The sequence below is a fragment of the Streptomyces dysideae genome (genome assembly GCF_001514305.1).
In the GTDB taxonomy this organism is placed as follows: Bacteria; Actinomycetota; Actinomycetes; order Streptomycetales; family Streptomycetaceae; genus Streptomyces; species Streptomyces dysideae.
In genome coordinates this window covers 32,511-47,838 of sequence record NZ_KQ949079.1, presented here as the reverse complement: position 1 = coordinate 47,838, position 15,328 = coordinate 32,511, and the positions used below count along the sequence as shown (strand labels likewise).

The 15,328-nt window shown below is 71.0% G+C and carries 8 protein-coding genes; 6 read left to right on the top strand and 2 right to left on the bottom strand.

Annotation, left to right across the window (positions count from 1 at the left end; translation table 11 throughout):
* Positions 1-145 precede the first annotated feature (145 nt).
* Positions 146-1,651 (top strand): IMP dehydrogenase, encoded by a 1,506-nt coding sequence (gene guaB / locus AQJ91_RS10565; RefSeq protein ID WP_067018854.1) that lies wholly within the window; start codon positions 146-148, stop codon positions 1,649-1,651.
* A 116-nt stretch (positions 1,652-1,767) separates the two neighbouring features.
* Positions 1,768-2,892, top strand: coding sequence for a GuaB3 family IMP dehydrogenase-related protein (locus tag AQJ91_RS10560; RefSeq protein ID WP_067018853.1), 1,125 nt, complete (start codon positions 1,768-1,770; stop codon positions 2,890-2,892).
* 644 nt (positions 2,893-3,536) lie between these two features.
* Here AQJ91_RS10560 and AQJ91_RS10555 read toward each other — a convergent pair.
* On the bottom strand, positions 3,537-4,748 hold the full coding sequence (locus tag AQJ91_RS10555; RefSeq protein ID WP_067018851.1) for a nucleotide sugar dehydrogenase: 1,212 nt from the start codon (positions 4,746-4,748) through the stop codon (positions 3,537-3,539).
* A gap of 293 nt (positions 4,749-5,041) precedes the next feature.
* Between AQJ91_RS10555 and AQJ91_RS10550 the strand changes: the two genes are divergently transcribed.
* The gene (locus AQJ91_RS10550; RefSeq protein ID WP_067018850.1) at positions 5,042-6,748 is read left to right on the top strand and encodes a glycerol-3-phosphate dehydrogenase/oxidase; all 1,707 of its coding nucleotides are present in this window, start codon (positions 5,042-5,044) and stop codon (positions 6,746-6,748) included.
* 84 nt (positions 6,749-6,832) lie between these two features.
* Here AQJ91_RS10550 and AQJ91_RS10545 read toward each other — a convergent pair whose 3' ends face one another.
* A complete protein-coding gene (locus AQJ91_RS10545; protein ID WP_067018849.1) occupies positions 6,833-7,876 on the bottom strand; it encodes a serine hydrolase domain-containing protein in 1,044 nt (347 codons plus the stop codon).
* 264 nt (positions 7,877-8,140) lie between these two features.
* On the opposite strand from AQJ91_RS10545, the gene AQJ91_RS10540 reads away from it, so the two are divergent.
* The 3 genes from AQJ91_RS10540 to AQJ91_RS10530 all read left to right on the top strand — a co-directional run bounded on the left by AQJ91_RS10540 (position 8,141) and on the right by AQJ91_RS10530 (position 15,152).
* Entirely contained in the window at positions 8,141-10,201 is a 2,061-nt protein-coding gene (locus AQJ91_RS10540; RefSeq protein WP_067018848.1) for a serine/threonine-protein kinase, read from the top strand.
* A 186-nt stretch (positions 10,202-10,387) separates the two neighbouring features.
* The gene (locus AQJ91_RS10535) at positions 10,388-13,384 is read left to right on the top strand and encodes a protein kinase (protein WP_067018847.1); all 2,997 of its coding nucleotides are present in this window, start codon (positions 10,388-10,390) and stop codon (positions 13,382-13,384) included.
* 151 nt (positions 13,385-13,535) lie between these two features.
* Positions 13,536-15,152, top strand: coding sequence for a serine/threonine-protein kinase (locus AQJ91_RS10530; protein WP_067018846.1), 1,617 nt, complete (start codon positions 13,536-13,538; stop codon positions 15,150-15,152).
* Positions 15,153-15,328: the final 176 nt, after the last annotated feature.

Below are 15,328 nucleotides of genomic sequence, written 5' to 3'. Positions count from 1 at the left end.
CGAGCGCCCCTCTTTTGAACAGGTGGTGCGCTGGTTCCGTACGAACATACGAAGCCCGGAGTCACCCGGAACCGTGGAATGAGAGAGCCGTGCTTCCCGTTAGCATGGACATCCGCACCGATCAAGGCCATTTGGGGAAGGTGTCATGACTGCCAACGTCGACGGAGTGCCCGGAAAATTCGCGACACTCGGGCTGACCTACGACGACGTGCTGCTGCTGCCGGGCGCATCCGAGGTGCTCCCCAACGCGGTCGACACCTCGTCCCGCATCTCACGCAATGTCCGTGTGAACATCCCGCTCCTGTCGGCGGCGATGGACAAGGTGACCGAGTCCCGGATGGCGATCGCCATGGCCCGCCAGGGCGGCGTCGGAGTGCTGCACCGCAACCTCTCCGTGGAGGACCAGGTCAACCAGGTCGACCTGGTGAAGCGGTCCGAGTCCGGCATGGTCACCGACCCGATCACGGTGAACCCGGACGCGACGCTGGCCGAGGCCGACGCCCTGTGTGCCAAGTTCCGCATCAGCGGGGTGCCGGTCACCGACGGCGCCGGCAAGCTCCTCGGCATCGTCACCAACCGGGACATGGCCTTCGAGAGCGACCGCTCGCGCCAGGTCCGCGAGGTCATGACCCCGATGCCGCTGGTCACCGGCAAGGTCGGCATCTCCGGCGCGGACGCCATGGAGCTGCTGCGCCGCCACAAGATCGAGAAGCTTCCCCTGGTCGACGACGCGGGCGTCCTCAAGGGCCTCATCACCGTCAAGGACTTCGTCAAGGCCGAGCAGTACCCGAACGCCGCCAAGGACGCTGAGGGCCGCCTGATCGTCGGCGCCGCCGTGGGTGCCAGCCCCGAGGCCCTGGAGCGGGCCCAGGCGCTCGCCGAGGCCGGTGTGGACTTCCTGGTCGTCGACACCTCGCACGGCCACAACAGCAACGCCCTCAGCTGGATGTCCAAGATCAAGTCCAGCGTCGGCGTCGATGTCATCGGCGGCAACGTCGCCACCCGCGACGGCGCCCAGGCGCTGATCGACGCCGGTGTCGACGGCATCAAGGTGGGAGTGGGCCCCGGCTCGATCTGCACCACCCGGGTGGTCGCCGGTATCGGCGTCCCGCAGGTCACCGCCATCTACGAGGCCTCCCTCGCGGCCCGTCCGGCCGGTGTCCCGCTGATCGGCGACGGCGGTCTGCAGTACTCCGGCGACATCGGCAAGGCGCTCGCCGCCGGCGCCGACACCGTGATGCTCGGCAGCCTCCTCGCGGGCTGCGAGGAGTCTCCCGGCGAGCTGCAGTTCATCAACGGCAAGCAGTTCAAGTCCTACCGCGGCATGGGCTCGCTGGGCGCCATGCAGTCCCGCGGCCAGGGCAGGTCGTACTCGAAGGACCGCTACTTCCAGGCTGAGGTCGCCTCCGACGACAAGCTCGTGCCCGAGGGCATCGAGGGCCAGGTGCCCTACCGCGGCCCGCTGGGCAACGTGCTGCACCAGCTCGTCGGCGGTCTGCGCCAGACCATGGGCTATGTGGGCGCCGCCACCATCGAGGAGATGGAGTCCAAGGGCCGCTTCGTCCGGATCACGTCGGCGGGCCTCAAGGAGAGCCACCCGCACGACATCCAGATGACGGTCGAGGCGCCGAACTACAGCCGTAGTAAGTGACGGCCACGCGCGCGTGAAGCGTTTCGAGGGCGGCTCCGGGACCTCCGGGGCCGCCCTTGTCGTACCCGTCGGCGATACTGGTAGACGCTGCAACGCATCAGGGAAAGGCCACAGACGTGACTGAGATCGAGATCGGGCGCGGCAAGCGCGGCCGCCGGGCGTACGCCTTCGACGACATCGCCGTCGTCCCCAGCCGCCGTACGCGGGACCCGAAGGAGGTCTCGATCGCCTGGCAGATCGACGCCTACCGTTTCGAGCTGCCCCTCCTGGCCGCCCCCATGGACTCGGTCGTCTCCCCGGCCACCGCGATCCGCATCGGCGAGCTCGGCGGCCTCGGCGTGCTGAACCTCGAGGGCCTGTGGACGCGGTACGAGGACCCGCAGCCGCTGCTCGACGAGATCGCCGGGCTGGACGCGGACGACGCGACCCGCCGCCTCCAGGAGATCTACGCCGCTCCCATCAAGGAGGAGCTGATCGGGCTGCGCATCAAGGAGGTGCGCGACTCGGGCGTGGTCACCGCGGCCGCGCTCTCCCCGCAGCGCACGGCCCAGTTCTCCAAGGCCGTCGTGGACGCGGGCGTGGACATCTTCGTCATCCGCGGTACGACGGTGTCGGCGGAACACGTCTCCGGCGCCTCCGAGCCGCTGAACCTGAAGCAGTTCATCTACGAGCTCGACGTCCCGGTGATCGTGGGCGGCTGCGCCACGTACACCGCGGCCCTGCACCTGATGCGCACCGGCGCGGCGGGCGTCCTGGTCGGCTTCGGTGGCGGTGCGGCGCACACCACGCGCAATGTACTGGGCATCCAGGTCCCGATGGCGACCGCGGTGGCCGATGTCGCCGCCGCCCGCCGGGACTACATGGACGAGTCCGGCGGCCGGTATGTGCACGTGATCGCGGACGGCGGCGTCGGCTGGTCCGGCGACCTCCCCAAGGCGATCGCCTGCGGCGCGGACGCGGTGATGATGGGCTCCCCGCTCGCGCGCGCGACCGACGCGCCGGGCAAGGGCAACCACTGGGGCATGGAGGCCGTCAACGAGGAGCTGCCGCGCGGCAAGAAGGTGGACCTCGGCACGGTCGGCACCATCGAGGAGGTCCTCATGGGCCCGTCCCACACTCCCGACGGCTCGATGAACCTCTTCGGGGCGCTGCGGCGGGCGATGGCCACGACCGGGTACAGCGAGCTGAAGGAGTTCCAGCGCGTCGAGGTGACGGTGGCGGACTCGCAGCACAAGCGGTAGTCGTACGGCGTCTGAAGGGTCGGTCGTCCCGGGTGGGTGACCGGCCCTTTTGCGTGCCCTGGGGCTTGCGCGGGGCGCGTGGCGTGGTGCGGGGGCGTGCGGTTGCGTTCAGGGCTGATACGGGCTGGTCAGCCGGTTCGAGGGCGATAGCGTCCGTGTCGGCGCCCAGGTTTCTGGAGCGCCCCCTTCCAAGGACTTGGTTCCGGACCCCGCTCCTCGGGGCCCGGCCCGATTTCCAACGGACCGTCCACCGGGCAACTGGGCGGTGTCGTGGAAGGGGGCGCCCATGGGACGTCACCGCAAGCCCACTCGCTGGGATCGGATCCGTCTTCGGATGGTGAAGTGCCGGAGGAGGTGGATCTTGCGGATTTTCGGATGGTGAGCGGCCGCCCCCAAAGAACCTAGGGGCGGACACTCCGTGAACCATCCAGGAGCCTGCCGCAGCACCCACTGCGGTGGGCTCCACCTTGTTGGTGGGCTGGTGAGTGTCCGCCCCCACACAACCTAGGGGCGGACACTCCGTGAACCATCCAGGAGCCTGCCGCAGTAGCCGCTGCGACAGACCCCACCTGTCTCCGTAAGGTACCCGCGCCGCGCGCCCCGTGCCACCAGCCCCCGAAGCCCGCCCCGCCCGCGCGCCCCCTTCACAACCGGTGCGCCGCCCCCGTAGGCGTGGCCCCCCGCGTGTCCAGCAGCAGCTGGGCCTTCACCGACAGGCCCTGGAGGTCGTACGTGCGGTGCTGCTGGAGCAGGATCGTCAGGTCGGCGTCGGCTGCCGCCTCGTAGAGGGAGTCGGCGCGGGGGACCGGGCGGTTCAGGACGTTCCAGGACGGGATGTGCGGGTCGTGGTAGCTGACCGAGGCGCCGAGTTCCATCAGGCGGATCGCGATCTCCTGGGCGGGGGTGGCCTGTTGGTCGGCGAGGTCGGGCTTGTAGGTGACGCCGAGGAGGAGGACGCGGGCGGCGCGGGCGGACTTGCCGTGCTCGTTGAGGAGCGCGGCGGCGCGCTGGACGACGTAACGGGGCATCTGGGTGTTGACCTGCTGGGCCAGTTCGACCATGCGCAGGGTGCGGCCCGAGCCGCTGCCGGTCAGGTCCTGGGGGGCGGCGTGGCCGCCGACGCCCGGGCCGGGGCGGAAGGCCTGGTAGCCGAACGGCTTGGTCTCCGCGCAGCGGATGACGTCCCACAGGTCGACGCCCAAGTCGTGGCAGAGGACGGCCATCTCGTTGACGAGGGCGATGTTGACGTGCCGGTAGTTGGACTCCAGGAGCTGCACCGTCTCCGCTTCCCGTGGGCCACGCGCGCGTACCACCTTGTCGGTGAGACGGCCGTAGAAGGCGGCCGCCGACTCGGTGCACGCGGGTGTGAGGCCGCCGATCACCTTGGGGGTGTTGGCGGGCGTGAAGTCGCGGTTGCCGGGGTCGACGCGGCTGGGGGAGTAGGCGAGGTGGAAGTCGCGGCCGGCGCGCAGCCGTGAGCCCTCTTCGAGGAGCGGGCGGAGGAACTCCTCGGTCGTGCCGGGCGGGACGGGGGACTCCAGGATGACCGTGGTGTGCGGGCGCAGCCGCTCCGCCAGGGTGCGGGCGGCCGTCTCCACCTGGCTCAGGTCGAGGCCGCCGTCGGCGCCGTGCGGGGTCGGGGCACAGATGACGGCGGTGCGTACGCGGCCGAGTTCGGCGGGGCTGGTGGCGTGCCGGAAGCCCCCCGAGAGCATCCGGCGCAGTTCGGCGGGGCTCAGGGAGCCGGGCTCGGGCCCGGTCCGGTAGCCGAGGGTGGAGATTCCGGCGGCGACCGCGGCCTGGGCCAGGGGCAGGCCGTACGGGCCGAGTCCGATGACGGCGAGATCTGCGGGCATGGCGTGGGCCGTCCTTCCCAGTAACCGAAGCGGGACAGGTGCGCAAGCCCTGTGGACAGAACGAGCGAGCGCAATGTCAGACTAGGAGTAAATATGACCTATATGCGGGATTTATTACCTGTGTCTTTCTTGTGGATTCGCGGCGGTTGTCCTGCGTATCCCGAGAAGTTGTCCACAGGCTGGGGGTCGCGTGGTGGCTGAAGTCGGGCAAGCCGGTCAGACTTTGGGCAGGGGTATACGACCGGGCTTCGCCCCACGGGCGCGGCCGGCCCGACCTACAGCGGGAGGCAGCGGTGAGGACAGCGAAACTGGGGCCGGCGGAGCGCGCCGAGTCACTCGCGTCAATGGCCGAGCGCGAACTGGACATCCTGGTCGTGGGCGCGGGTGTGGTTGGTGCGGGCACCGCCCTCGACGCGGTCACCCGCGGACTGTCCACCGGGCTCGTCGAGGCGCGTGACTGGGCGTCGGGTACCTCCAGCAGGTCCAGCAAGCTGATACATGGCGGGCTGCGCTATCTGGAGATGCTCGACTTCGCGCTCGTACGGGAGGCGCTGAAGGAGCGCGGGCTGCTGCTGGAGCGGCTGGCCCCGCATCTGGTGAAACCGGTGCCCTTCCTGTACCCCTTGCAGCACAAGGGCTGGGAGCGGCTGTACGCCGGTTCGGGCGTCGCGCTCTACGACGCCATGTCCATGGCCCGCGGCCACGGACGGGGCCTGCCGACGCACCGTCATCTGAGCCGCCGTCACGCTCTGCGCGTCGCGCCCGCCCTGAAGAAGGAGGCGCTGGTCGGCGCGCTCCAGTACTACGACGCGCAGATGGACGACGCCCGCTATGTGGCCACGCTGGTGCGCACGGCGGCGGCGTACGGCGCGAAGACCGCCAACCGCGCGCGGGTGACGGGTTTTCTGCGCGAGGGCGAGCGGGTGGTCGGGGCCCGGGTGCAGGACGTCGAGGCGGGCGGGGAGTACGAGATCCGCGCCAAGCAGATCGTCAACGCCACCGGCGTGTGGACCGACGACACCCAGTCGATGGTGGGGGAGCGGGGGCAGTTCCACGTCCGGGCGTCCAAGGGCATCCACCTGGTCGTCCCCAAGGACCGCATCCACTCCGCCACGGGGCTGATCCTGCGTACGGAGAAGTCCGTGCTGTTCGTCATCCCCTGGGGGCGGCACTGGATCATCGGCACCACCGACACCGACTGGGACCTCGACAAGGCACACCCGGCCGCGTCCAGCGCCGACATCGACTATCTGCTGGAGCACGTCAACGCGGTGCTCGCGGTGCCGCTCACGCGGGACGACGTCGAGGGCGTGTACGCGGGACTGCGGCCGCTGCTGGCCGGCGAGTCCGACGCCACCAGCAAACTGTCGCGCGAGCACACCGTGGCCCATCCGGTGCCGGGGCTGGTCGTGGTGGCGGGCGGCAAGTACACGACGTACCGGGTGATGGCCAAGGACGCCGTCGACGAGGCGGTGCACGGGCTCGACCTGCGGGTCGCCGAGTGTGTGACCGAGGACGTCCCGCTGCTGGGGGCGGAGGGATACCGGGCGCTGTGGAACGCGCGGGCGCGGATCGCCGCCCGGACCGGACTGCACGTGGTGCGCGTGGAGCATCTGCTGAACCGTTTCGGGTCGGCGGCGGAGGAGGTCCTGGAGCTCATCGCCGCCCATCCCTCGCTGGGCGAGCCGTTGCAGTCGGCCGACGACTACCTGCGTGCCGAGGTCGTCTACGCCGCCTCGCACGAGGGGGCCCGACACCTGGACGACGTGCTGACGCGGCGCACACGCATCTCGATCGAGACGTTCGACCGGGGCACCGGGTGTGCGCGCGAGGCCGCCGAGCTGATGGCGCCGGTGCTCGGGTGGGACAAGGACCATGTCGAGCGCGAGGTCGAGCACTACGAGAAGCGGGTGGAGTCCGAGCGGGAGTCGCAGCGGCAGCCCGACGATCTGACGGCGGACGCGGCGCGGTTGGGGGCGCGGGACATCGTGCCGTTGTAGTGGCCCAGGGGTTGCGGGGGAGGGCTGCGCATATCACCCGAACGAGTGCCAGGAGTCGGGATCTCCGCTCGAACCCCGGCCGTTTTACGAGGTGGGAGGGCAGAACTCGGCGGTGAGCAGGCGGGGTTCGAGACCGGGATCTGCGATCGCCGTCGTGTTCACCCGGAAGGTGAGGACCCGACGACCGTCGACCGTGGCCGCGGTGCGCACGTAGCTGCCGTCGATCCGGCCGTTGTGTCCCCACACCGTGGTGCCGCACGGCAGCTTCACGGGAAACAGACCCATGCCGTACAAGCCGTGTGCGGTCCGGGTGTTCAGCATCTCGCGCAGCCGGCGCGGGGGCAGCAGTTCACCGCCGAGCAGCGCCGAGTAGAAGCGGTCCAGGTCGGCGAGCGTGGTCACCAGCTCGCCCGCGGCACCCGCCACCCGCGGGTCGAGTTCGGTGACGTCGGTTCCGTCGGTGGCGTAGGCGTGGCCGTGCGGAGAGGGCAGAGAGGTGCGGGACCCGGGGAAGGAGGTGCCGGTCAGACCCAGCGGAGCGATGATGCGGCGCTCGGCCTCGGCGGCGTACGAGTGGCCGGTGATCTGGTCGACGACCAGGCCGAGCAGGACGTAGTTGGTGTTGGAGTAGGCGAAGCGGCCGGGGGCGGCCGGAGGGTGGGTGAGTGCGATGCGTACGGCCTGAAGCGGGGACAGGGGGACGACGCCCCCGGTGTCGGCGGTGAAGTCGTACAGGCCGCTGGTGTGGGTGAGCAGGGAACGCAGGGTCAGCGCGCGCCCGTCGTTGCCGGCTCCGTGCACCAGGCCCGGCAGGTGCTCCTCCACCGTGTCGGACAGGGACAGCCGGTGTTCGGCGGCCAGTTGCAGGACGACCGTGGCGATGAAGGTCTTCGTCATGCTTCCGGCGCGGAAGTGATCGGCGCGGGTGATGCCGTGGCCGGCCCGGTCGTAGTGGGTGTCGGTCTCCTCGCGGGCCAGCAGGGCGGCGGCGGGAGCCTCGCCCTGGGTGACCAGCAGGGGAAGGACCCCGTCCGTGGCCGGATCCGCGGGCGCCGACGAGGCGGCCGGGGCCAGGGCGAGCAGGCCCAGCGACATGGGCACGGTCAGTAGCGTCCGGAGCGGTGGCATCGAGGGTTCCTTCCCTGGCTGCGGGCCATCATCCCCGGAAGCGGAAGGGAGGGTTCCCTGGGGGTGGGCTGTGGGTCCGCCGGGGCGCCGGGGCGGGGTGTGACCGGGGTGACGGCCGGGTGCGGAGTAGCGGTGCGGTCACGGTGTGGTGGGGTGCCGGGGCGTGGGACGGGCGGGCTGTGCCGTAGGGCACCCTGGGCGTCGGGCACTTGTCGGGTGAGGGACAATGGAGGCTCTGTCAGGGCGGGTTGCATGAGGGGACGCATGTCGGAGGCGGAGCGGGCGGGGACATCCCGTCAGGGCGAGAGCGCACGTCTCCTCGCCGGGCGGTACCGGCTGGGAGATGTGCTCGGCCGCGGCGGCATGGGCACGGTGTGGCGTGCCGAGGACGAGACTCTGGGACGGACCGTCGCCGTCAAGGAGCTGCGGTTCCCGAACAGCATCGACGAGGACGAGAAGCGGCGGCTGATCACGCGCACCCTGCGGGAGGCCAAAGCGATCGCCCGGATCCGCAACAACAGCGCGGTGACGGTGTTCGACGTGGTCGACGAGGACGACCGGCCGTGGATCGTGATGGAACTCGTCGAGGGCAAGTCGCTCGCCGAGGCCATCCGGGAGGACGGCCTCCTGGAGCCCAGGCGCGCGGCCGAGGTCGGGCTCGCGATCCTCGACGTGCTGCGGTCGGCGCACCGTGAGGGCATCCTGCACCGCGACGTGAAGCCGTCGAACGTGCTGATCTCCGAGGACGGCCGGGTCGTGCTCACCGACTTCGGCATCGCGCAGGTCGAGGGCGACCCGTCCATCACCTCGACCGGCATGCTCGTCGGCGCGCCCTCTTATATCTCCCCGGAGCGGGCCCGCGGGCACAAGCCGGGGCCGGCGGCCGACCTGTGGTCGCTCGGCGGGCTGTTGTACGCGTCGGTCGAGGGCGTGCCCCCGTACGACAAGGGCTCCGCGATCGCGACGCTCACCGCGGTGATGACCGAGCCGCTGGAGGAGCCGAAGAACGCGGGACCGCTGAAGGACGTCATCTACGGCCTGCTCACCAAGGACCCCACCAAGCGGCTCGACGACGCCGGTGCGCGGACGATGCTCAACGCGGTCATCCACGCGCCCGAGCCCAAGGCCGAGCCGGAACCGGCGCTGGACGCGACGAGGGTCGTGCCGCTGCCCCCGCAGCCCGACGGGCGTGCGGACAAGGGCGGTTCGGGGAGCAAGCGGGGCGAGGAGGCCGGGGAGCGGTTGCGCGGGGCGCTGCGTTCCGTGCGGAAGGCCGCGGTGGCGGGCGCTTCTGGTGGGGCCGGGGCGGCTGCGGCGCGTGCCAAGTCCGGGAGTGGGGCGACTGCTTCGGGTGCTGGTGCTGGTGCTGGTGCTGGTGCTGGTGCTGGTTCGACTGCGGCTTCGGGTGCTCCTGCGTCGTCTGCGTCTGCTTCTCCGTCGGCCGCGTCGGGCTCTGTGGGGGTGGCGGGTTCCGCGGGGGCAGGTGGCCGGGAGGCGGAGAAGGGGAACGGGCAGCGTAGTTCGGGGTGGCCCGTGATGCCGCCGCCGGATCTGCCGCCGCGGCCCGTGCCGAGGGCGCCGCTCACCGATGTGGTGCCGAAGCGGACGCTGGTGATCATCGTGATGGTCGTGGTGCTCGCCGTGATCGGTACCGTGCTGGCCATCACGCTCAACAACGGGGGCGACGACAGCTCCGACGGGGCCGCCGGGGGCGGTGGCGCGAAGCCGTCCGCCAGTGCGAAGGTGAGCGCCTCCACCAAGGAGGACGAGAGCGGCGGCACCCATACGGACGGTGAGGCGACGGCTTCGGCGTCCGGGAAGGCGCCGAGCGCGAGTGTGAGCGCGTCCGGGGGCAGTGGTGCCGAGGCGGGCGGTTCCGGCGGGGGCGACACCATCGAGGCGTCCACGCACAAGGGGAGCCAGGGGTACTCGATCGGGCTGCCCAAGGGGTGGAAGTTCCAGTTTTCGGGGTCCGCGGGTGACCGGTTCACCGGGCCTGACGGGCAGAAGCTGCTCGTCGCCTGGACGTCCACGCCGAAGGGCGACCCGGTCGCGGACTGGAAGAACCAGGAGCGGTACATGGCCCGCTCCCAGTACAAGAAGATCCGAATCGAGGAGGTGGACTACCGGAGCTGGAACACGGCCGACTGGGAGTTCACCTATGTGGAGAGCGGGACGAAGTACCGGACGATCGACCGGGGGTTCGTGGTCAACGGCCATCTCGGATATGCGCTGATGTACACCGCCAAAGCCGCTGATTGGGACAGTGAGCTGCGCAAGGACACATGGCGGACGCTGACGGAGACGTTCGAGCCGAAGTCGTGATGCGGCCGGTTCCGCGTGGGGGCCGCGAGAGCCGGGTATTGGGGCCGTGAGATCTGGCATCCCCTCTTTGCGGGTTGCCTCCGGCACGTATCGTGAGTGCTTGCGGACCGTACGCATCCAGTCGTACGTCCGGAACGGGACGCTACGCGAACGGAATTGACCAACCGGGCGGCCGGGGGAGGCAACGTGGACGACTATGCGGGTCGGGTACTGGCCGACCGCTACCGCCTGCCGCTGCCGCCCTCCGACGAGTACGAACTCACCGAGTCCCGCGCCTTCGACACCTACAGCGGGCAGGAAGTCCTGGTGCGACAGGTGCCGTTGCCCGAGGTCGTCGAGGCGGAGGTGCTCGACGCGGACGGGCTGCCCGACGGGTTCACCGCGCGGGACCGCGGGGCGGCGGGGCGGCGGGCCTCGGCGCGTCCGGGTGCGCGGCGGCCCACCGATCCGGCCGTGCGGCGTGCGGTGGAGGCCGCGCAGGCCACGGCTTCGATTCCCGACCATCCCCGGCTCGACCAGGTCTTCGATGTGTTCGCGGACGGTGGGTCGTTGTGGATAGTGAGTGAGTTGGTGGCCGCGCGTCCGCTGGCCGCGCTGCTCGCTGAGAAGCCGTTGACTCCGTACCGGGCGGCCGAGGTCGCGTCTGACGTCCTCATGGCGTTGCGGGTGCTGCACGCACATGGCTGGGTGCACCGGAACATCACCGCGCGCACGGTGCTCGTCTGCGACGACGGGCGCGTGATGCTGACCGGGCTGGCGGTCGGGGCGGCGGAGGAGGCGCTGTGCGGGTATGACCCGGTGCCGGGTGGGGACGGGGACGACGGCGGCGGGAGTGCTGGGGCTGGGGGGTTCGGTGGGCCTGGTGGTCCCGGTGGTCCCGGTGGCTCTGGCAGTCCTGGTGGTCCTATCGGTGCTGGTGGACTTGGTGGAGCGGTCGGGTTCGGGGGTTCGCGGGGATCGGGGGGCTTTGGTGGCTCCGGTGGTCCTCGTGGGCAAGGCGCTTCTGGTGGGCCTGGTGGCCCCGGTGCGTCAGGCCTTCCCGCCGGCTTCGGTGGGCCTGAGCCCGGGCCTGGTGGGCCCATGTCCGTTCCCGCTGATCCCGAGGCTGCCCGGCGGGCCGCGATCGAGGCGCGGGCGGACAGCGGACTGCCGGTTCCCGAGGCCGATACGGCGAACGGGGCCGGGGCTTCGGGAGTGGTCGAGCGCAGGGCGCTGGAGAACGGCGGGGACGTTCGGGCCGCGCGGGCCGGGGCGATCGCCGCGTATCGGGCGGGGGCTCGGGCGGCGGCCCGTGTCCAGGAGGCCCAGCAGAACGGCCGGGCCGCGCTGCCCGGGGCCCGTCCCGCCTCCGAGGGCAACCACGCCGGGACCGGGAACACCACGCCTCCGGGGCAGATAGCCGACCCCTACGGTGTGCAGGCCCCGACCTCCTGGCACGGGGCGGCGCCCCGGAGCGGCGTCGGCGGTACGGCGCCGGACATGACGAACGGCCAGAGCGGCCAGGGGCGTACGGCACTCCCCTCCGGAGGGGACGGCGCCCAGCAGCTCGGCCCCGGCACGACACCGGCGTCCGGCGTGCCTGCGCCGGGCCAGAGCGGGCTTCCTGGCACCGACGTTTCCGCGCCCGGCCTTGGTGCGGCACATCCCGGGGGCGTTTCCGGGCCCGGTCAGGGTGTGCCTCCGGGCATGGGGGGCCCTGCGTCTGGCCATGGCAGGTTTCCCGGCGCGGGTGTCCCCGCCCCCGGCCACAGCGCACCCCACCTCTCAGGCGCTCCCACCCCCAGCCACGGTGCGACCCCGACTGCCGGCGTCCCCGCACCCGGCCACGTCACGCCCGGCACGGCCCCCGCCCCCGGCGCCCTCACCCCCAACCCCACCCGCTGGGACGACCTCGCCGCCGGCACCCCCGCCCCCCGTGGCCCCGCCACCGCGCTTGCCGCCGATCGGGCCCGGCAGGCTCGGATGGCTGTCGTTGGTCCCGTGACTGAGCGGTGGGCGCCGGAGCAGGCCGGGCCTGTCCATGAGAACTGGCAACTGGCCGCGCCCATCGGGCCGGCTACCGACCTGTGGGCGCTTGGTGCGCTGCTCTTCCGGGCCGTGCAGGGGCATGCGCCGTATCCGGAGGAGTCGACCGCCGAGCTGGTGCAGATGGTGTGTGCGGAGCCGCCCGCCTTCGCCGAGGAGTGCGGGCCGCTGCGGCCCGTCGTGGAGTCGTTGCTGCGTCAGGATCCGACCGAGCGCCTTGACTTCGAGGAGCTCAGGGGCTGGATCCGGTCGCTCGTGCGGTCCGCGCCCGAGCCTGAGGCCGGTGTGCATGTCGTTGCCGCGCCGCCCGTCGATGCCAGCCGGCTGCCGGTCGTACGGCGGCGAGGTGAGCTGGTGCGCCGGCGGCGAGCCGGGCTGCCCGCGCATCACGGGCGGCACAAGCGGGCCCGGCAGGAGGCGCGTTCGCCGGGACGGCTCGGCCGGACGCTGCTCGTGCTGATCCTGTTCGGCATGGCCGCGGCGATCGCGTACGCCATGATGTTCATGCCGAAGGACGGCAACGGCGGTACGGCCGACGCCGACCGGACCGGTGCCGCCGGGCAGGCGAGTCAGGCGCCCGCGCCCGAGCAGACGGCCGACACGAGCAGCGAGCCCCGGCCCGACCAGACCTCGCCGGAGTCCGGGAGCAACCGTCCCTCGGAGTCCGCCAATTCCGAGGAGACGCAGACCACCGGGCCCGAGGTCGCCGACGGGTTCACACTGCGTACGGACACCGAGGGCTTCCGCATCGCCGTGGCCAACGGCTGGGACCGTACGCCGGAGAACGGCCGCGGGCAGGTCGTGTACTCGCACGGCTCTTTCGACCTCATCGTCGTGCCGGGACGGGACACGGCGGACGAGTACGGCAGCGACCCCATGGCCTACCAGCGGGAGAGCGAGCCCGAGCTGCAGCCGTACCGGGACTCCAGCTGGGCCACCTCCGGCGGGCTGAAGACGATCCGGGTGGGCGAGCGGATCATGGCGGAGGGGCAGTTCACCTGGACCGACGGCGAGGGACGCGAGCTGTTCGTGCGCAACGTCGCGATGCTCGTCGACGGGCGCTACCACGTCGTACAGGTGCGCGGCCCGGAGGCCGAGCGGGACGAGGTGACGCGGCTGTTCGAGCAGGCGTCGGCGACGTATCAGGTCACGGGCTGAAGGCATCTCCTCGACGCCGAGTGACAGTTGAGCGCTTACTGGCAGCGACAACCATCACAGTGCGGTTTCCTTGGTACCCCCGTGGTTCCCCGCTCGTCGGGCGGTCCTTAGTCTGACCCTGTTAAGAGCATTGCGGGGCAACGTGAATCAGATGCAGGGCCAGCTCGTATCGGGGCGCTATCGGCTCGCCGACACGATCGGCAGCGGCGGTATGGGCCGTGTGTGGCGTGCGCACGACGAGGTGTTGCACCGGGCCGTCGCGATCAAGGAGTTGACCGCCGCGCTCTATGTCTCCGAGAGCGACCAGGAGCGGCTGCTCGCGCGCACCCGCGCCGAGGCGCGGGCTGCCGCGCGCATCAACCACTCCGCCGTCGTCACCGTGCACGACGTGCTGGAGCACGACGGCCGGCCGTGGATCGTGATGGAGCTGGTCGAGGGCCACTCGCTGGCGGACGCGGTCAAGGAACGCGGACGCGTCGAGCCGACGGAGGCCGCGCGCATCGGGCTGTGGGTGCTGCGGGCTTTGCGCGCCGCGCACTCCGCGGGCGTCCTGCACCGTGACATCAAGCCTGGCAACGTTCTCCTCTCCGAGGACGGCCGCGTCCTGCTCACCGACTTCGGTATCGCCCAGATCGAGGGCGACACCACCATCACCCGCACCGGAGAGGTCGTCGGCTCCGTCGACTACCTCGCCCCCGAGCGTGTCCGCGGCCACGACCCCGGCCCCGCCTCCGACCTGTGGGCGCTCGGCGCGACGCTGTACACGGCGGTGGAGGGCCGTTCGCCCTTCCGCCGCACCTCGCCCATCGGCACGATGCAGGCGGTCGTCGAGGAGGAACCCGCCCAGCCGGTCAACGCCGGACCGCTCGGGCCCGTCATCACCGCCATGCTCCGCAAGGATCCGGCCGACCGGCCGAGCGCTGCGGAGGCCGAGCAGATGCTCGCCGAGGCGGCGGAGGGGCGGCGGTCGAACAGGGCGCAGGCGTTCGTGCCGACGTGGCACGAGTCGTACGGACAGCAGGGGCGCTACGAGCAGCCGCAGACCGGTGTCACCAGGCCGCAATCGGCCGCCGTCACCCAGGTGGGCCCGCCCGCGGCGCCCTCGAAGAAGCGGCGCCGTCTGCGCGCGGTCGCCCTCGTCGTCGCCGTCGTCGCGATCATTGGCGCGGGAGCCGCGGTCGCGTTGCGCGAGTGGAACTCCGGCAACGGCACCTCCGCCACGCAGAGTTCCAACCCCAGCCCCAGCGTCAGCCCCTCGCCGACGGAGGAGCCGCAGAGGGCGGTTCCCGCGGGCTGGAAGCAGTACGACGATCCCGCGGGCTTTAGCCTCTACCTCCCCGAGGGCTGGGAGCGGTCGGTTTCCATCAAGAGCAAAGACGGCTTGCAGCAGATCGACTATTCGCCCGACAGGGGTGAGCACGTAGTGCGTATCGCCGTCGATACCTTGCCGGACTTCGACGACCCGTACGCGCACCAAGTCGAATTGGACCAGCAGTTGAGATGGCAGCTGGTGGATTACGAGCCCTTGAGCATGCAGCGTCGGCTTTACCGCGACCGTCAAGCCTCCTGGCTGGAGTACAAATGGACGGCGCAGGTGAAGGGGTCACGCCCCCCTGGGGCGTACCGAGCCGTCGACCTGATGTACATGGCCCGGAGCGGGGTTGAGTACGCGATCTACATGGCCTCTCCCGTGGAAGACTGGGCCACCACGCGCAAGCAGTTTGAGACTGTGCTGCAGAGCTGGCGAGAGGGCGAAGTCCAGCGGTGAGAGCATCAAGCGGCGCTTAGCATTTCGTCCAGCTTTTCTGCCGGTGTGCGATATCCGAGGGTTTTTCTTGGGTGCGTGTGGAGTCGTGACGTGATCTCATCGAGTTCTCATTGAGTTTACCAAGAAAGACCTGTTCCCTTGGGTAGGTATTGCCGGATGAGGCCGTTCGTATTCTC